At 69.3% G+C, this 17,546-nt stretch carries 20 protein-coding genes; 3 read left to right on the top strand and 17 right to left on the bottom strand.

The genetic code is table 11. From position 1 onward, the window contains the following. Positions 1–20 precede the first annotated feature (20 nt). The 5 genes from LGR69_RS31755 to LGR69_RS01030 all read right to left on the bottom strand — a co-directional run bounded on the left by LGR69_RS31755 (position 21) and on the right by LGR69_RS01030 (position 3,674). Positions 21–143 (bottom strand): hypothetical protein, encoded by a 123-nt coding sequence (locus LGR69_RS31755; RefSeq protein ID WP_268868313.1) that lies wholly within the window; start codon positions 141–143, stop codon positions 21–23. Beyond that, the gene (locus tag LGR69_RS01045; RefSeq protein WP_230364934.1) at positions 140–370 is read right to left on the bottom strand and encodes a hypothetical protein; all 231 of its coding nucleotides are present in this window, start codon (positions 368–370) and stop codon (positions 140–142) included. The genes LGR69_RS31755 and LGR69_RS01045 overlap by 4 nt, the downstream gene beginning before the upstream one ends. 18 nt (positions 371–388) lie before the next feature. Further along, the gene (locus LGR69_RS01040) at positions 389–2,392 is read right to left on the bottom strand and encodes an acetyl-CoA carboxylase biotin carboxylase subunit (protein WP_230364933.1); all 2,004 of its coding nucleotides are present in this window, start codon (positions 2,390–2,392) and stop codon (positions 389–391) included. Between the two features lie 100 nt (positions 2,393–2,492). Then, positions 2,493–2,933 (bottom strand): hypothetical protein, encoded by a 441-nt coding sequence (locus LGR69_RS01035; RefSeq protein WP_007563785.1) that lies wholly within the window; start codon positions 2,931–2,933, stop codon positions 2,493–2,495. Between the two features lie 162 nt (positions 2,934–3,095). Then, complete coding sequence (locus LGR69_RS01030) at positions 3,096–3,674, bottom strand: L,D-transpeptidase (RefSeq protein ID WP_230364932.1); 579 nt, start codon at positions 3,672–3,674, stop codon at positions 3,096–3,098. A 183-nt stretch (positions 3,675–3,857) separates the two neighbouring features. Between LGR69_RS01030 and LGR69_RS01025 the strand changes: the two genes are divergently transcribed. Together LGR69_RS01025 and LGR69_RS01020 are read left to right on the top strand one after the other, a co-directional pair. Then, a complete protein-coding gene (locus LGR69_RS01025; RefSeq protein ID WP_230364931.1) occupies positions 3,858–4,787 on the top strand; it encodes a histone deacetylase family protein in 930 nt (309 codons plus the stop codon). 160 nt (positions 4,788–4,947) lie between these two features. Beyond that, complete coding sequence (locus LGR69_RS01020) at positions 4,948–5,565, top strand: LysE family translocator (RefSeq protein ID WP_230364930.1); 618 nt, start codon at positions 4,948–4,950, stop codon at positions 5,563–5,565. Between the two features lie 4 nt (positions 5,566–5,569). Here the strand turns inward: LGR69_RS01020 and ribB are convergent, their stop codons facing one another. The 7 genes from ribB to LGR69_RS00985 form a co-directional block, all read right to left on the bottom strand. Then, on the bottom strand, positions 5,570–6,646 hold the full coding sequence (gene ribB, locus LGR69_RS01015; protein WP_007563776.1) for a 3,4-dihydroxy-2-butanone-4-phosphate synthase: 1,077 nt from the start codon (positions 6,644–6,646) through the stop codon (positions 5,570–5,572). 153 nt (positions 6,647–6,799) lie between these two features. Beyond that, complete coding sequence (gene aroC / locus LGR69_RS01010; protein ID WP_230364929.1) at positions 6,800–7,897, bottom strand: chorismate synthase; 1,098 nt, start codon at positions 7,895–7,897, stop codon at positions 6,800–6,802. Positions 7,898–7,956: 59 nt separating this feature from the next. Further along, entirely contained in the window at positions 7,957–8,259 is a 303-nt protein-coding gene (locus LGR69_RS01005) for an addiction module antidote protein (protein ID WP_230364928.1), read from the bottom strand. Further along, positions 8,256–8,555 (bottom strand): type II toxin-antitoxin system RelE/ParE family toxin, encoded by a 300-nt coding sequence (locus LGR69_RS01000; protein WP_230364927.1) that lies wholly within the window; start codon positions 8,553–8,555, stop codon positions 8,256–8,258. Before LGR69_RS01000 ends, LGR69_RS01005 begins: the two co-directional genes overlap by 4 nt. A 21-nt stretch (positions 8,556–8,576) precedes the next feature. After that, entirely contained in the window at positions 8,577–9,197 is a 621-nt protein-coding gene (locus LGR69_RS00995; protein ID WP_230364926.1) for a DUF3578 domain-containing protein, read from the bottom strand. Between the two features lie 2 nt (positions 9,198–9,199). Continuing rightward, positions 9,200–10,291 (bottom strand): catalase family protein, encoded by a 1,092-nt coding sequence (locus tag LGR69_RS00990; protein ID WP_230364925.1) that lies wholly within the window; start codon positions 10,289–10,291, stop codon positions 9,200–9,202. 68 nt (positions 10,292–10,359) lie between these two features. Then, positions 10,360–11,499: an anhydro-N-acetylmuramic acid kinase gene (locus tag LGR69_RS00985; RefSeq protein WP_230364924.1), complete on the bottom strand. Its 1,140-nt coding sequence runs from the start codon at positions 11,497–11,499 to the stop codon at positions 10,360–10,362. A gap of 124 nt (positions 11,500–11,623) precedes the next feature. Here LGR69_RS00985 and tyrS point away from each other — a divergent pair, with 124 nt between their 5' ends. Continuing rightward, entirely contained in the window at positions 11,624–12,895 is a 1,272-nt protein-coding gene (gene tyrS / locus LGR69_RS00980; RefSeq protein WP_007563764.1) for a tyrosine--tRNA ligase, read from the top strand. Between the two features lie 135 nt (positions 12,896–13,030). On the opposite strand, the gene tatC is transcribed toward tyrS, so the two are convergent. The 5 genes from tatC to LGR69_RS00955 form a co-directional block, all read right to left on the bottom strand. After that, the gene (tatC, locus tag LGR69_RS00975; protein ID WP_230364923.1) at positions 13,031–13,831 is read right to left on the bottom strand and encodes a twin-arginine translocase subunit TatC; all 801 of its coding nucleotides are present in this window, start codon (positions 13,829–13,831) and stop codon (positions 13,031–13,033) included. Further along, the gene (tatB, locus tag LGR69_RS00970) at positions 13,828–14,421 is read right to left on the bottom strand and encodes a Sec-independent protein translocase protein TatB (protein ID WP_230364922.1); all 594 of its coding nucleotides are present in this window, start codon (positions 14,419–14,421) and stop codon (positions 13,828–13,830) included. The genes tatC and tatB overlap by 4 nt, the downstream gene beginning before the upstream one ends. Positions 14,422–14,509: 88 nt before the next feature. Beyond that, a complete protein-coding gene (locus LGR69_RS00965; RefSeq protein ID WP_050733437.1) occupies positions 14,510–14,779 on the bottom strand; it encodes a twin-arginine translocase TatA/TatE family subunit in 270 nt (89 codons plus the stop codon). Between the two features lie 158 nt (positions 14,780–14,937). Next, a complete protein-coding gene (nagZ, locus tag LGR69_RS00960) occupies positions 14,938–15,945 on the bottom strand; it encodes a beta-N-acetylhexosaminidase (protein WP_230364921.1) in 1,008 nt (335 codons plus the stop codon). Positions 15,946–16,153: 208 nt separating this feature from the next. Then, positions 16,154–17,512 (bottom strand): SPOR domain-containing protein, encoded by a 1,359-nt coding sequence (locus LGR69_RS00955; protein ID WP_007563753.1) that lies wholly within the window; start codon positions 17,510–17,512, stop codon positions 16,154–16,156. Positions 17,513–17,546 lie beyond the last annotated feature (34 nt).

Below are 17,546 nucleotides of genomic sequence, written 5' to 3'. Positions count from 1 at the left end.
GGATCCGGCCAGACGGATCACTACTCGCCGGGCGGATGATCGAGGCGGCGCGCCGAACGTTCATTCGCGCGCACGGCCGCATACGCCATGGCAAGCGTGATCGCCGGGATACCGAAGGTGATGAAAAGCCAATCGTAGTTCATGGCTTCAGGCTCCGCAGGCAGCGCCTCGCACCGTAATGTAGTGCCGCGCCGGTACATAACCAAACCACCGTGAAGATCGCTCGGTTGAGTTGCAGGATCGGAGCGGTGGCGGCCCCGAAGCTCGCCGCCGTCATCGGCGTCACGAAACCGATGACGACGTAAGCCACCGCGATGTTGTTCAGCGCGGTGGCCAGAAGCTTCGTTTGCTCGTTGTGGACCGCACTCACGACGGCCGTCGGCTACGATCAGGCGAATTCCAGGATCACCGCGTCCACCGCGAGGCTGTCGCCTTCCTTGGCGTGGATCTTCGCCACCGTCGCGTCGCGCTCGGCGCGGAGCATGTTCTCCATCTTCATCGCCTCGACCACCGCGATGGGCTCGCCGTTCTTCACCTCCTGGCCCTCGGTGACCAAGATCTGCTTCACGAGACCCGGCATCGGGCAGAGCACCTGCTTGCCGGAGCCGGCCTGCTCCTTCACGGGCATCAGCGCGGCGAGCTCGGCCTCCCGGCGGGTGTAGACCCGGGCCTCGGCCGCCGCGCCCGCATGCTGCAGGAACACGCCGTTCAGCAGGCCGCGCACCTTGATGGCGACGCGCTCGGCGCCGATCGTGCCGATCCAGACCGGCTCGCCCGGGCGCCACGCGCTCGCCACCGAGAGCGAGGTGCCGTCGTCCCGGGTGACGATCAGGTCCTCGCCCTCCGGCTCGATGGTCACCGGGTAGGATTGGCCGGCCAGGATCACGACCCGGTCCCGCTCGAACGCGAACAGGCCGGGGGCGCGCATCTGGCCGGAGATCCCGCGCTTGCGCTGGTTGAGCTTGTGGTCGATCGCCGCCGCGGCGGCCATCATGCGGATCGCCACCGCGCCCGCGGGCTCGGGCGCGACGAAGCCGTTCGGGAATTCCTCGGCGATGAAGCCGGTCGAGAGATTGCCCTCCTGCCAGCGCGGATGGGCCATCAGCGCCGAGAGGAACGGGATGTTGTGGCGGATGCCATCGATCGCGAAGGCGTCCAGGGCATCGCCCTGCGCGGCGATCGCCTCGGCGCGGGTCGGCGCCCAGGTCACCAGCTTGGCGATCATCGGATCGTAGTGGATCGCGATCTCGCCGCCCTCCTCCACGCCGGTATCGTTGCGCACGATCGCGGTGCCCTGGCGGCCCTCCTCCGGCGGCCGGTAGGTGGTCAGCCGGCCGATGGAGGGCAGGAAGTTTCGGGTCGGATCCTCGGCGTAGACGCGGCTCTCCACGGCCCAGCCGTCGAGCGTCACCTGCTCCTGCGTCAGCGGCAGCCTCTCGCCGGCCGCGACCCGGATCATCAGCTCGACGAGGTCGAGACCGGTGATCATCTCGGTGACCGGATGCTCGACCTGGAGCCGGGTGTTCATCTCCAGGAAGTAGAAGGACTTGTCCTGGCCGGCGACGAACTCGACGGTGCCGGCGGAATCGTAGTTCACTGCCTTGGCGAGGGCGACGGCCTGCTCGCCCATCTTCCGGCGGGTCTCGGGATCGAGCAGCGGCGACGGCGCCTCCTCGATCACCTTCTGATTGCGGCGCTGGATCGAGCACTCGCGCTCGCCGAGGTAGATCACGTTGCCGTGCTTATCGCCGATTACCTGGATCTCGATATGCCGCGGGTCGGTGATGAACTTCTCCACGAAGACCCGGTCGTCGCCGAAGGACGAGGAGGCCTCCGACTTGGCCCGGGCGAAGCCCTCGGCGACCTCGCCCGAGGAATGGGCGATGCGCATGCCCTTGCCGCCGCCGCCGGCCGAGGCCTTGATCATCACCGGGTAGCCGATCCCGTCGGCGATCTCGACGGCGTGCTCGGGGCTCTCGATTACGCCGAGGAAGCCCGGGACGGTGGAGACGTTGGCGGCCGCGGCCGCCTTCTTGGATTCGATCTTGTCGCCCATGGCGGCGATGGCGCCGGGATTGGGACCGATGAACACGATGCCGGCGGCTTCGAGCGCCTTCGGGAAGGCCTCGCGCTCGGACAGGAAGCCGTAGCCGGGATGGACCGCCTGGGCGCCGGTCTGCCGGCAGGCCTCGACGATCTTCTCGATGACCAGATAGGACTGCGCCGCGGCGGCGGGGCCGATATGGACCGCCTCGTCGGCCATGGCGACGTGCACCGCGTCGCGGTCGGCATCCGAATAGACCGCGACCGTCCTGATGCCCATCTTCCGGGCGGTCTTGATGACCCGGCAGGCGATTTCGCCCCGGTTGGCGATCAGGATCTTATCGAACATCGCTGGCGCATCGCTCTCGAGATCGCCGGATTGCACACCGGCTTGACTGTCCCGATAGATCAGATGTGCCGCGGACGGAAGCTGCGCCTTGGTCGTAGTCTCAGGCGGCCAGGGCGAAGGTGACGCGCGGAGCCTGGGTCGCCTCGCGGGTCCAGCGGTTGGCGTCGAGGGCGAAGGCCATCAGGGCCTCGGCGCTGCCCTGCGCCTCGCGGACGATCTCCATGGCGATCCGGGCGCCGACCGGGGTCGGGCCGTCGCGGCCGCTGAGCGAGCTGGCGAGCCAGGCGGCGACGTCGCGGTCGATATAGCCGGTCGGGCGCAGGCCCCACACGGCGAAGTCGACCACCGAAGCGACCAGGAAGTCGGCGAAAGCGTCGGAGCCGATCACCGCGCGCTCCAGGGCGATCAGCATGTCCGCCTCGTCGCGGCTCATGATCCCCTCCGGCAGCACCTCGCGCTTGAGGACCAGGAGGTCCTCGTCGCTGATCGCGCCAGTCGAAACGGCATGGTTGCAGAACTGTTGAACGGAGATCATGGTCATGACTGCCTGCTCCTCCGACCTTTGCTGCGGTCGGTGCTTGTCCCGGTGTGATTTGAACTTACGGGACGGCTCCCCTGCCGGAAGTTAACGGCAAGATCTGAACGGAAGTTCAGGTAAACACGGACCGAGCAAGCAGGCTTATTGGGACGTTGATCAGTTGCGTTACCGGACGATGACCGTGGCCCCGACGGGCACGCGCTCGAACAGGTCCACCACGTCGATGTTGCGCATGCGGATGCACCCGGAGGAGACCGCCTGGCCGATCTTCTCCGGCTCGTTGGTGCCGTGGATCCGGTAGAGCGTGTCCCGGCCGTGATCGGCCAGGTAGAGGGCCCGGGCGCCGAGCGGATTCATCGGGCCGCCCTGCATGGCGTGGACGTGGGGCCAGCGCTTGATCATCTCGGCCGGCGGGTTCCAGGCGGGCCATTCGGCCTTTCGGTCGATCGTGGCTGTGCCCGTCCAGCCGAAGGCCTCATCGCCCACGGAAACGCCGTACCGGATCGCCTTGCCGTCCGGCAGCACGAGGTAGAGCTGGCGCTCCTTGGTCTCGACCACGATGGTGCCCGGGGGCTGCCCGGTCGGATCGCTCACCTGGTATCGGGCGAAGTGCGGATCGAACTCGGCCTCGGGCACCAGCGCCATGAACGCGGCATCGCGGGCCGAGACCTTCGGGTCGGGGACGGCCTTGAACGTACAGCCTGCGAGCCATGCGGCGCAGGCGATGACGGGGATGATGCGCATGCGCCGGTCCTCGGACGTCTTCCGCGCGCCCGGACATGCGACCCGTTCGGGACTCGTCCCGTGGAAGATTTGAGCAACTATAACGAGGCCTGGCACCCCGCCGTAGTCCGCGCGTTCCGCCCGTGGCACATTGCCGGCTCCTGTTGCAGGTCCGCGACAGGACCGCACCCGGGAGCGATCGTCGTGACCACCCTCTACGTGAGCCATCCGGCGAGTTTCGACCACGAGGTGCCGGAGGGCCATCCGGAGCGCGCGGCGCGAATGCGGGCCATCGAGCGTGCCTTGGAAGACGAGCGCTTCGCCGGCCTTGTGCGGGTGGCCGCGCCGCGGGCGGAGATCGAGGTCGCGACCCTGACCCATCCCCGCGAATACGTCGATGCACTGGTCGCTGCCGTGCCGGAGCACGGCATGGTCGGGATCGACGCCGACACGATCCTGTCCGCCGGCAGCCTGGAGGCGACGCTGCGAGCGATCGGGGGCGCCAACCACGCCCTCGACGCTGTGATGGCGGGCGAATGCCGCAACGCGTTCGTGGCGATGCGCCCGCCCGGCCACCATGCCGAACGGACCCGGTCCATGGGCTTCTGCCTGTTCAATCACGCCGCGATCGCCGCCCGCTACGCCCAGCAGAAACACGGGGCCGAGCGCGTGGCTTTGGTCGATTGGGACGTCCACCACGGCAACGGCAGCCAGGACATCTTCTGGGACGATGCGAGCGTGCTCTACGCCTCGACACACCAGATGCCGCTGTTTCCGGGCAGCGGCGCCGCCTCGGAGCGCGGCGAGAAGGACACGATCGTCAACGTGCCGCTGCGGCCCAACGACGACGGCGAGGTGTTCCGCGAGGCGTTCGAGGCCGGCATCCTGGCGCGGCTGGAGACCTTCCGGCCCGACGTCATCGTGATCTCGGCGGGTTTCGACGCCCACCGCCTCGATCCGCTGGCGAACCTCCGTCTGGAGGCGGAGGATTTCGGCTGGGCGACCCGCAAGCTGATGGACTTGGCCGAGCGTTGCGCCGGCGGCCGGATCGTGTCGGTGCTGGAGGGCGGCTACAGCCTGGAGGGGCTGGCGAAATCCGTATCGGCCCATGTGGACGCGCTGATGGGACGGTGAGCGAGGCGATCGGTTTCGGCTTGCGGGCACCGCGACGCCCGGCATGATCGACCGATTGCGAATCCATCGGATTCAGGCCGCCGGTGAAACGCTGCGCCCCGCCCCCGTGGATGCGTCTCTCTGAGACGGTCGCGCCTTCGGTCCAGTCCGGGGGTGGTCGATGACGCTCGCCGGCTTTCTCACCTACGCGCTGGCCCTCTGCGTCGCCGCCACCGTGCCCGGCCCGGGTGTCGTCGCCCTGGTGGCGCGGGCGCTCAGTTCGGGCTTCCGGGCCGCCATGGCCTTCTCGGCGGGGCTGATCCTCGGCGATCTGACCTTCCTGTCCGCGGCCGTCTTCGGACTGGCCCTGATCGCGGAGACGTTGGGCGAGGTCTTCGTCGTCGTCCGGCTCTGCGCCGGCCTGTATCTCGCCTACCTGGCGGTGCGCCTCTGGCGCGCGGCCGGACAGACGGACCGGATCGAGGGCGGCCCCGCGGACCGCACCCTATCCAGCTTCATCGCGGGGATCACCATCACCCTGGCCAACCCCAAGACGATCGTCTTCTACCTCGCCATCTTGCCCACGATCGTCGACCTGCGGACGGTCACGGCGGGCGATTTCGGTATCCTGGTCGGACTGACGGCGCTGGTGCTCGCGGGGGTGGTGACGCCCTACGCCGCCCTGGCGGCGCGGGCACGGGAGTCTTTGCGCAAACCCGTGTTCCGCGCCCGGCTGAACCGGAGCGCCGCCGCCATCATGGCCGGCGCGGCGATCTGGACCGTCGCGCGCCGCGCCTGACGGGTCAGCCCTCCAAGGGCACGTCGCCCAGAAGCTCGATGCCGAAGCCGGAGAGGCCGACATAGGAGCGGGCCGAGGTCGCGAGGTTGCGGATCGAGACGACGCCGAGGTCGCGCAGGATCTGGGCGCCCAGGCCGACCTCGCGCCACTGGCGGGCGCGCAGCGCCTCCGTCCCCTCCTCCAGGGCGCTCTTCAGCGGAACGCCCGCAGTCCCGTCCCGGAGATACACCAGCACGCCGCGCCCCTCGGATGCGAAGCGCTTGAGAACGGCGTCGATCTGCTTGCCGCCGCCGATCACGTCGGCCGCGACGTTGGAGCGATGGAGGCGCACCAGCACGTCCCGGCCATCGCCGATCTCGCCCATCACGAAGGCGAATTGCTGGATTGCCTCGAACGGGGTCGAGAAGGCGTAGGCCGTGACATCCCCGTGGCTGGACTGGACGGTGAAGTGCCCGACCCGCTCCACCAGCCGGTCCCGGGCCTGCCGATAGGCAATCAGATCGGCCACCGAGACGCGCTTCAGCCCGTGCTTCTCGGAAAACGCCTCGATCTGCGGCCCCTTCATCACGGTGCCGTCGTCGTTGGCGAGCTCGCAGATCACGCCGACCGGCGGCAGCTCGGCCAGCTTGCACAGATCGACCGCGGCCTCGGTATGGCCCGACCGCATCAGCACGCCGCCATTGCGGGCGATCAGCGGGAAGACGTGGCCGGGGCGGACGAAATCGCCCGCGCCCATATTGCCGTTGGCGAGCGCCCGCACGGTGTTGCAGCGCTGCTCCGCCGAGATGCCGGTGGTCAGCCCGTGCTTGACGTCGACCGTGACCGTGAACGCGGTGCCGAGCGGCGCGTCGTTCGAGGCCACCATTGGGTCGAGATGCAGCCGCCGCGCCTCGTCCTGGGTGATCGGCGCGCAGACGATGCCGCAGGTGTTGCGGATGATGAACGCCATCTTTTCCGGCGTGCAGAGCGAAGCCGCGACGACGAGGTCACCCTCGTTCTCACGATCGTCATCGTCGGTGACGACCACGATCTCGCCGCGGGCGAAGGCCGAGATGGCCTCTGTGACGGTGCAATGGGGCACGGATCGCTCTCTCGTCTCGCATCCCCCACCCCGCGAGGGAGGAAGGGGGCGGCTCGCTCAGCACCGGACGGAGAATGGTCCGGTATGAGCGAGCCTGTGAAAATCTCTGGTCCCGGAGTTGGGCCGACCGCGATCGGCTCCCGCTCCGGCGGGTCAGGCCACGCCCACCTGCCCGCGATGGCGTAGATAGTGATCGGCCAGCACGCAGGCCATCATGGCTTCCGCCACCGGCACGGCACGGATGCCGACGCAAGGATCGTGGCGGCCCTTGGTGATCAGGTCGACCTCGGCACCGTCGCGGGTGACCGAGCGGCGCGGGGTCAGGATCGACGAGGTCGGCTTCACGGCGAAGCGCACCACCACCGGCTCGCCGTTGGAGATGCCGCCCAGAATGCCGCCGGCATGGTTCGCCAGGAAGCGCGGGCGCCCGTCATTGCCGGCCCGCATCTCGTCGGCATTGTCCTCGCCGCGCAAAGCCGCGGCCGCGAACCCGTCGCCGATCTCCACGCCCTTCACGGCATTGATCGACATCATCGCGGCGGCGAGATCCGCATCGAGCTTGCCGTAGATCGGAGCGCCGAGGCCCGGCGGCACGCCCTCGGCCACCACCTCGATGACGGCGCCGACGGAGGAGCCGTCCTTGCGGATCTCATCGAGATAGCGCTCGTAGAGCGCGGCCGCCTCCGGGTCGGGGCAGAAGAACGGGTTGTTGCCGGTCTCGGCCCAGTCCCAGCGGGTCCGGTCGATGGCGTGCGGTCCCATCTGGACGAGCGCGGCACGAATGGTGACGCCTGGGATCACCTTGCGCGCCACCGCGCCGGCAGCGACGCGCGCCGCGGTCTCCCGGGCCGAGGACCGGCCGCCGCCGCGATAATCGCGGATCCCATACTTGGCGTCGTAGGTGTAGTCGGCGTGGCCCGGCCGATAGCTGTCGCGGATCTCGGAGTAATCCTTCGAGCGCTGGTCGGTGTTCTCGATCATCAGCGCGATCGGGGTGCCGGTGGTGAACTGGCGGCCACCGGTGCGGTCGTCAGAAAACACCCCCGACAGGATCTTCACCTGATCCGGCTCGCGCCGCTGGGTTGTGAAGCGCGACTGGCCCGGCTTGCGCCGGTCGAGTTCCGCCTGGATCTCCTCGGCCTCCAGCGCCAGCCCGGGCGGACAGCCATCGACAACGCAGCCGAGCGCGACCCCGTGGCTCTCGCCGAAGGTCGTGACGCGGAAGAGATGGCCGAACGTGTTGTGAGACATGACCCGGCCCGTCTAGCGCGGGAGCGCCGGAGGCACAAACCGTCTTCCTCCGTCAGATCCTATGCCGGCTCCGAGCCGGCGATCGGCTGCACGCTGAGCCTCAGCCCGATCGCTTTCAGGACTCCGATCAAGGTGTCGAGTTGCGGATTTCCCTTGTCGGATAGTGCGCGATACAGGCTCTCGCGTGATCGTCCCGTCTCGGCCGCGATCTGCGCCATGCCGTGCGCGCGGGCCACGTCACCGATGGCCGCCGCAATGAGGGCGGGATCGCCATCCTCGAGCACGGCCTCGATATACAGTGCGATGCGTTCGGGCGTATCGAGGTGTTCAGCAACATCCCAGGACCGGGTTTCGACGGTCATCGCTGTTTCTCCTGCCGGTTGAGCGACTGGGCCTCGCGGATGTCTCGATCTTGCCTGCGTTTATCGCCGCCACACAGGAGCAACACGATCTCGCTGCCGCGTTGCGCGAAATAAACGCGATAGCCCGGTCCGTAATCGATCCGAAGTTCGCTGACCCCTTCACCGACGGGCTTCACGTCCCCCGCGTTACCCAGGGCAAGGCGCTTGATGCGAACGTCGATACGAGCCCGCGCACGCTCGTCGCGCAATCCAGCAAACCATGCTTCGTAGATGGTGGTCTGACGTATGGTGAGCATGGTGCGCCCGTAGCTTAAAAGCTACTTAATCGCCTCCACATGTCCTGTCGAAACAGTCAGCCCACCCCGCGCTTTCAGCGCCCGGTAAGCCGCCACCCCGACGGAAAGGTCGGCGCGCAGGCGGCGCTCATCGCCGAGAGCATCCAGATCGTAGGTCAGGCCAAGGATATGCGCCGCCTCGTAGCCCTCCGGCAATTCGCCTGCGCTCCCGAGGGTGATGGACTTGTTCGGGAGGCGCCCTGCGAAATCGGACAGACGCGACCGCAACGCATCCCCGCTGCTGCGCAGATAAGCTTCGGCGTTCGGCCCGTGCGCGCGGATCGCCGCGACCGTTCCCTGGGCCAGCGACAGATGGACGACCTCGCGATCGGCCGGAAACAGGTAGACAAGGTAATAACCGCGGGTCGCGCTGGTGGTGATTGCGGGGTCGAACACGGCAAGCCAGGGCACCGCCGCCCAATGGCTGCCGCGGCCTGGGCTGCCCTTCACCAGGAACGAGCCCTCTTCGGATTCCAGGGCAGCGCGCAGCTCATCCGGCGCGCCGCGCCGGATCACCGCCGCCAGGGGATGCCCGGCCGGCGGGTCGAGCCGGGCGAGCGGGTATTCCTCGACGATCCGGCGCAGGGCGTGGCCAAGGCTCACCCTTAGGCCGGCACCTGCTCGATGGCGGTCGGCTCCGTCTCGGGCGTCTGGTTGCGGCCGTGACGGAAGCTGGAAAGGGCCTGGTAGGTCTTGAGCCGCGCCCGCATCAGCGAGCCGAGTGGGCGGTGCGCCGCCAGGCTATGGGCGGGCCGGAAGGACAGGACGTCGTCGGCGTAGCGGGTCCGGGCCTCGGACTGGGAATCCTGCGCCGGCAGGACCAGGCGGGCGACGGTGCGATAGGGGCTCGCCGCCTCGTCCCAGCGCTTCGAGGCATCCTCGACCGGCATGTCGTCGAGATTGGTGCAGAGCTGCACGCGAATCTCGAACATCGCCGCGTCGCCGGTGAAGTAGGCGGCCACCGCGTGCCGGAACGCGTCGGGATCCTCGCCGGGATGCAGATCCTCACCGGCCAGCGCGACCTGTTTCGCGCCGGTCGGAAAGGCGGCGATCTTGGCGATGTGGTCGCCGTAGCGGAGCGCGGCCTGCGAATAATACGGCTCGGCCAGCGGGTGCAGCGGCGCGTGGCCGAAGAAGTCGAGGAGCGGCGAGCTCTCGCCGGTCACGGCCTTGACGATCGTATCAGCCGCGCGTGCCGTCCGTGAGACGGCGGCCTTGAGCGCCTCGGGGGCCTTCGTGCCGGCCTCCAGCTGCTTCATGCTGCCCAGGAAGCCCTTGGCGTCCGGGTTCGGAAAGACCGGCCCGGTGGCGAGCACGAAATCCTGGGTCTCCGCGCCGTGGCCCTGCAGCTTCTCGCCGGCGACACCCAAAACCTTGATCGCCATGCCGCGATGGGTGGAGACGCTGTCCTTCAGGCGTTCACCCGGCCCCTGCGCGAAGCGCACGATCACCGGATAGGTCCCACCCCTGGCGAACAGGCCCTGCTTCAGTTCGCGCGGGAGGTCGTCCGGCACCTGAAGCTCGCCCGTCACCACGCCGCTGATTTTCGCGTGCGACGCGCGCACCGCGTGGCCGTAGCGCTTGGCCGTGGTCTCGCTCTCGCGGGTCATCGACGCGATGATCGCGTCGATCGTCTCGGCTTCATCCGGGGCCGGCGTCTCGACGCCGTCGTGGTAGCGCAGGTAGGTCTCGGCCAAGGTATCAATTCCGATCGCGATCCGAACGGAGCCAACCGGCAAGCCGTCCGCCGGTTGCCGATCGGGGATCAGGCATTCGGTCGCGCCAGCACGCCGCCGGCCATCGGCTCGCGCACCCCCGTGGTGGACGGGAACGTGATCGGCAGGCCCCGGAGCGAGCGCACCGCAAGATACGCGAAGGCCTGCGCCTCAAGATAGGCCGAGGACCAGCCGATGGCGTCCGCGGTCGTGATCTCGGACCGCAGATGGTAGTTCAGCAGCCGCACCAGCTCGCCGTTGCGCGCGCCGCCGCCGGCCACGATCCAGCGGGTCGGGATCTCGGGGGCGTGGTCCAGGGCCCGGGCGACGGCGCGGGCCGTGAAGGCCGTCAGCGTGGCGGCACCGTCCTCCGTCGAGAGCTGGCCGGCGAGCTTGTGCGAGAACCAGTTCCGGTCGAGGGATTTCGGCGGCCGGCGGAAGAAAAACGGATGCGTCAGCAGCCAGGCGAGCAGCGGCTCGTCCGGGCGGCCACGGGCGGCGGTACGCCCGCCATCGTCGAGGTTCTTGCCCTCGCGCTCCTGCATCCACTCGTCGATGAGCGCGTTGCCGGGGCCGGTATCGAACGCGATCACCCCGCCCTTCGAGTCGATCAGCGTGGCGTTGGCGACGCCGCCGATATTCAGGATGCCGAACGGGCCGTCGAAGCCCGAGGCCTCGGCCAGGGCCTTGTGGAACACCGGCACCAGCGGCGCGCCCTGGCCCCCGGCCTCGATATCGGCCCGCCGCAGATCCGAGACCACCGGGATGCCGAGCCGGCTCGCCAAGGCCTGCCCGTCGCCGATCTGGATCGAGATGCGCTGGTCCGGCCGATGGATCACGGTCTGGCCGTGGAAACCGATCACGTCGATGGCGTCGGCGCTCAGGCCGTTCTCGGCGAGGAAGCGCTCCACGGCCTCGGCATGGGCCTGGGTGACGAACGCTTCGGCCTCGGGCAAGCGCCCGGGGCGGTCGCCCGGATGGAGCACCGACTCGGCATCCTTCGTGGCGACCCGCAGAAGCACCTTCTCCTCGTCCGAATAGCCGCGATAGCCGGTCGGCCCCAGCGGCTCGAGAAAGTTGTTCTGGCCCTTGACCACGTGGACCCGCTCGCCGTCGGTCTCGATCAGCGCGATGTCGACGCCGTCCAGCGAGGTGCCGCTCATCAGCCCGATCGCGCGCATCATCGCCATTCCGCCTGACCCCGTGCCTTTCGGCGAACGCCCTGCTAAGAGCGCGCCGTATCCTGAACCCCAGCGCGAGCTAGCACGCAGAGCCTCGGCCTGTCGCGCCGGCTCGCGATCCGAGACCGCAGCCATGACCGCCGAGAGCTTCGCGCCGAAATCCGACTTCCTGCGGATCCTGACCGAGCGCGGCTACATCCACCAGACCTCGGACCTCGCCGGGATCGACGCCGCGGCCTCCGAAGGGCGGCTGACGACCTATGTCGGCTACGACTGCACGGCGCCCTCGCTCCATGTCGGGCACCTGCTCTCGATCATGATGCTGCACTGGCTGCAGGCGACCGGCGGCAAGCCGATCGCCCTGATGGGTGGCGGCACCACGCGGGTCGGCGACCCGTCCGGCCGCGACGAGACCCGCAAGATCCTCACGGTCGAGCAGATCGACGCCAATAAGGCCGAGATCCGCAAGACCTTCGACCGGTTCCTGCGCTTCGGCGAAGGCGCCGGCGACGCCGTGATGGTCGACAATGCCGAGTGGCTGACCAAGCTCAACTACATCGAGATGCTGCGCGACATCGGCCGCCATTTCTCGGTGAACCGCATGCTGTCGATGGACAGCGTGCGCCTGCGCCTGGAGCGCGACCAGGAACTCTCGTTCCTGGAATTCAACTACATGATCCTGCAATCCTACGACTACGTCGAGCTGAACCGCCGCTACGGCTGCATCCTGCAGATGGGCGGCTCGGATCAGTGGGGCAACATCGTCAACGGCATCGATCTGGGCCGGCGCATGGGCACGCCCCAGCTCTACGCCCTGACCTGCCCGCTGCTGACCACGTCCTCCGGCGCCAAGATGGGCAAGACCGCGGCCGGCGCCGTCTGGCTCAACCCGGACATGCTCAAGCCGTACGATTACTGGCAGTTCTGGCGGAACACCGAGGATGCGGACGTGGCCCGCTTCCTCAAGCTGTTCACGCTCCTGCCGATGGACGAGATCGCGCGGCTCGCGGCGCTCGCCGGCTCCGAGATCAACGCGGCCAAGATGGTGCTCGCCACGGAGGCCACGGCCCTGATGCACGGCCGCGAGGTGGCCGAGGCCGCCGCCGAGACCGCGCGGAAGACCTTCGTGGAAGGGACGCTCGCCGCCGACCTGCCGACCGTCACCGTTCCCGCCGCGACACTCGAAGCCGGGCTCGGCGTGCTCACCGCATTCGGCCCCGAGATCGCCAAGCTCGTGCCCTCGACCAGCGAGGCGCGCCGCCAGATCAAGGGCGGCGGTCTCCGGGTCAATGATGCGGCCGTGACGGACGAGAAGGCGATGCTCACGCCCGCGGACCTGACCCAGGACGGGGTGATCAAGCTGTCCTTCGGCAAGAAGCGGCACGTGCTGCTGCGGACGGCGTAGCGCCCGACCGGGTTCCCAAAAGGCCTCCGGCCCTTTGGCGGGGTTCGGGGCGCGCAGCCCCAATTTGCCAGGGCTCCACCCTGGACCCGCAAAAGGTCCGAGACCTTTTGAAACCCGACCTCGTCCGTCCGGTCCTTACGGATCCAGCCCTTCCGCCGCCCGTCGGGCCGCGCGCATCTTCTCCACGCGCGCCACGGAGAAGACCGAGGCCTCGTAGAGGATCAGCATCGGCAGGGCGAGCGAGAGCTGGGAGATGACGTCCGGCGGCGTCAGAACCGCGGCCACGACGAAGACCAGCACGATCGCGTAGCGCCGCTTCTCGCGCAGGAAGGCCGCGTCGATGATGCCGATCTGGCCGAGAAGGGTCAGGATCACCGGCAGCTGGAACGCGATGCCGAAAGCGAAGATCAGCGTCATGATCAGCGAGAGGTACTCGTCGACCTTGGGCAGCAGCTTGATGGTCGGCTCGCCGGCCACGCCGACCTGCTGGAGCGAGACCGAGAACTTGATCAGCAGCGGCATCGCCAGGAAGAACACCACCAGGGCGCCCAGCACGAAGAAGATCGGCGTCGCGACCAGGTAGGGCAGGAAGGCCTTGCGCTCGTTGCGGTAGAGGCCCGGCGCCACGAAGGCGTAGATCTGCGTCGCGATCACCGGGAAGGCCAGGAACGCGGCGCCGAAGACGCTAAGCTTGATGTTGGTGAAAACCTGCTCGAGGAAATGCGTCGCGATCAGCTCGGCATTCTGCGCGCCCACGATCGAGACGTAGGGATAGACCAGGATGTTGTAGATATCGCGCGAGAAGAAGAAGCAGCAGAAGAACATCGCCACGAAGGCGATCAGCGACTTGATCAGCCGCGACCGCAATTCGATCAGATGTTCGAGCAGCGGCGCCCGGGACGCTTCGATCTCGGCCTCGTCGGCGTCGCTGATCATCGGGCTGTGGCGCCGTTCTTCGGGTCCATGGGGGTGTCGTGCGCGGTCTTGGGCTCCGGCGGCGGCCCGTAGGGATCGTCGACCGAGCCGGGGATCGGGAGCGGCGCGTCGGGCGGGGCGGCGTGCTCGAGCGGATCGGCATGCGCCGCGTGATCGGTCGCGACGGGCGACGGCTCGGGGCCCGCCGGCGCAGTCGCGTCCTGCTCGGCCTTGAGCTGCGCCGTGGCATCGGCCAGCGAGCGCGTATCCGCGGCCGGCTTCTCGGGACCCAGCGGCTCGGTGCCCTGCCGCGCGGCGACCCGGCCCTCGACCGCACCCTTCAACTCGTCCCGGATCGTCTGGACCGGGTTGAAGCCGGAGCCCGCGGACCGGACGGTGTTGCGGATGCCGTCGACCTCTTTGCGGACCTCGTCGAGCTCGGCCTCGCGGATCGCCTCGTTGAACTGCATCTGAAACTCGCCGGCCATCCGGCGCAGCTTCGTCGTGATCTGCCCGACGGTGCGCAGCGCCTTCGGGAGATCCTTCGGCCCGATGACGATGAGGGCGACGCCGCCGATCAGCATCACCTCGCCCCAGCTCATGTCCAGCATGTCGTCGACGGTCCTGCTGCCCTGGGAGCCGGACCTAAGTCCGAGCCCCCGTCAGGCTCTACACCACAGCGCGCGCCCTGACAGGCTCTCAGACCGGCTTGCGCTCGCCGCCCGGCAGATGGCTCGCCGGGACCGCGGTGCCGGGGCTCGTCTCGGCGGTGTGGGGGATGGTGCGGACCGGCTCGCTCGGCGCGACCGGCTGGCTCGCCGGCGGCGTCTCGTCCTCGGCCATGCCCTTCTTGAACGCCTTGATGCCCTTGGCGACGTCGCCCATCAGGTCCGAGACCTTGCCGCGGCCGAACAGCAGCATGACGATGACGGCAACGATGACCCAGTGCCAGATACTCATGCTGCCCATGGCAACCTCCTGCGTGCGTCCACCTGCCTGCGCCCACCTGTGGGAGCGTGACGCTACGACCGGTTGAAGATTTCCGGGCGAACCTAGGGATCGCACCGCCCGAACACAAGCAGAGGCGGCTTCAGGGACGGTGGATGCCCGCGGTGGAAGGCCGCGGGTCAGGCCGCACTGGCCATCGCCGCCGCGAACCGGGCCCGAGCCTCGGACAGATCCAGCGCATCGCCCGCCCTATCCAGGCGTGCGAGCGCGGCGGCGGCCCGCCGGGCAGCCGCGCCCGTCAGGAACGGGGCCGCCTCGGCGACGGCCCGCATCTCGTCCATGGCGCCGTTGCAATGCAGCCCGACATCGACGCCCGCCGCGAAGGCGGCCTGTGTCCGGTCGCGGAACGTGCCGGTGAGTGCGTGCATCGACAGGTCGTCGGTCATCAGCAGCCCGTCGAAGCCGATGGCGCCGCGGATCACATCGCGGATGACGCGCGCCGACTGGGTGGCCGGACGATCGGGATCGATGGCTGTGAAGACCACGTGGGCGCTCATCGCCATCGGCAGGTCGGCGAGCATCTGGAACGGCCGGAAATCCTGCGCTGCGAGCGCTTCGAGCGTCGCTTCGACGACCGGCAGCCCGTGATGGCTGTCGCAGGCGGCGCGGCCGTGGCCGGGGACGTGCTTCATCACCGGCAGGACGCCGCCGGCCATCAGGCCCTCGGCGACGGCGCGACCGATCTCGGCCACCGAATCGGGATTCGAACCGTAGGCCCGGTCGCCGATGATGTCGTGCGATCCCGGTGCCGGCACGTCGAGCACGGGCGCGCAATCGACGTTGATGCCGACCTCCGCGAGATCGTGCGCCATCAGCCGGGCGCCGAGCCGGGCGATCGCGGTGGCGCTGCCGTTCAGACGCCCATAGCGCCCGCCCGCCGGATAGGACGGCCAGTGCGGCGGCCCCATGCGCTGGACCCGGCCGCCTTCCTGATCGATCAGGATCGGCGCCGTGTCCGAGCCCAGGCAGTCCCGCAGCGCGGCCGTCAGAGCGCGCACCTCGTCGGGCGTGCCGATGTTGCGCTTGAACAGGATGAAGCCCCACGGCCGCACGTCGCGGAAGAAGGCGGCCTCCTCGGCGGAGAGCGTCTTGCCGGCGCAGCCGAGGATCAGGGCACGGGCGGTCATGCGGGCTTCTCGATGGCCGCGCGGGTGCGGCGGAGGAAACGGCGACTCGATGCCGGCAGAGTCGGGCGGGAACAGGGAGCCGGCAAGGCGAAACCGCGTGCCCGCCCCGTTCGGCGTGTCGACGGGGGCCGGGTGTTGCGGGGCGGACTCGCGTTCGAGGCGGATCCGCCCTCCCCCTGCTTCAGGACGAGACCGGATGATCGATGGCTCAGTTCTTCGCCACGAAGCACTGACCGCCCTCGCCCTGCAGGGCGCTGCACAGGCTGGCCGCCTCGTTCTTGGCCAGCGGCCCGACGCGGACGCGGTAGATCGTCTTGCCGTTGACCTCGGCCTGGCGGATCAGCTCGGGCTTGCCGGCGAGCTGGCTATACTTCGCCTGCATCTGCTTGAGGGCGGCCTTCGCCTCGGCGGCGCTGCCGCGCACCCCGAGCTGGACCGAGAACCCGCCGACCGAGCCGGTCTTCACGGTGTCGTCGACGGCCTCCGGCGCGTCCGCGGCTGGGGCGGCCAGGGAGGCGACCCGCTGGGCGGCCTTCGGCGGCGGCTTCACGGCGACGGGCTTCGGCGGGGCGGCTTCGGCCGGGGTGGGCGGCGGCGGCGCCTGGACCGGCTCCGGTGTGGGCGCCGGCAGGGACGCGGCCGCCTGACGGCCGGGCTTCGGCTTCGCCTGCTGCGGCGGCTCGTCGGTGGGCAGGACCATGGTCGGGATCGGGGCCGGCGCGCCCTCGGCCTGCGCCTCGCGCTGGACCGGTGCGGGCGGGGCTTCCGGCTTCACCGCCACGGTGCGGACCCGGCGCGGTTCGCCGAACGCCTCGAACGGGCCGTTGCCTGGCGTTGTGCCGCTCTGTGCGCCGCCGGCCGGGCCGGTGCCCTGCGCCGCGCGGGCCGCCTCGGCCACGTCGATCGGCTGCTCCTCGCGGTTCACGATCTTGATCTGGCCTTCCTTGGCCTTGCCCTTGGTGTCGTAGATCTGCCGGTTCTGGTCCGGGATCTCGACGCCGTCGGCGACCTTCGGGGCGACCTTCAGGGGCGTTGAATCGGCCTGGACGACGGGGACGCCGCCGCCGCTGCTCGAGCCGTGAAGACCCTTGTAGGTGAGCGCGCCGGTCACGGCGACGGCGACGATCGCGATGCCGGCGCCGACCGAGGCCAGGCGGCGGCGCGGGTTCACCCGGCGCAGCGAGCGGCCATCGGCGTAATCCGGGCCGGCGGCTTCCTGGGTGCCCGCCGCTTCCGCGCCGTAGGGCACCGGCTCCTCGTGCGTGTCGCGCTCCACCGAGGCGAGATATTGGTCGAAGGCGTCGGCCGGCGTGGATTTCGGCGGCTCGGGCGCGAAGCTCGGCTCGACCCGATGATCCCAGCTGGGCTCCGGCTGCGCCGTGGCCGCGCCGCGCATCTCGTCACGCGCCGCGAGCAGCGCCCGGAAGGGGTCATCCTGACCGACGATCCGCGCGAGCTCGGCCAGGGGGTCGGGCTTGCTGCCGCCCTGCGTGCCGCGACCCTGCTCGTGACGCAGATCGCGCGCGAGGGCGTCCAAATCGACCTGAGCGCGCGAAGCGTTCGTCATGGCAGCATCCTCACATCAGGGCCGGTCACCGGCC

The organism is Methylobacterium brachiatum, from assembly GCF_020523825.1.
In the GTDB taxonomy this organism is placed as follows: Bacteria; Pseudomonadota; Alphaproteobacteria; order Rhizobiales; family Beijerinckiaceae; genus Methylobacterium; species Methylobacterium brachiatum.
Note: the sequence above shows the minus strand (reverse complement) of the source record. Positions and strands in the feature narration are given on the sequence as shown.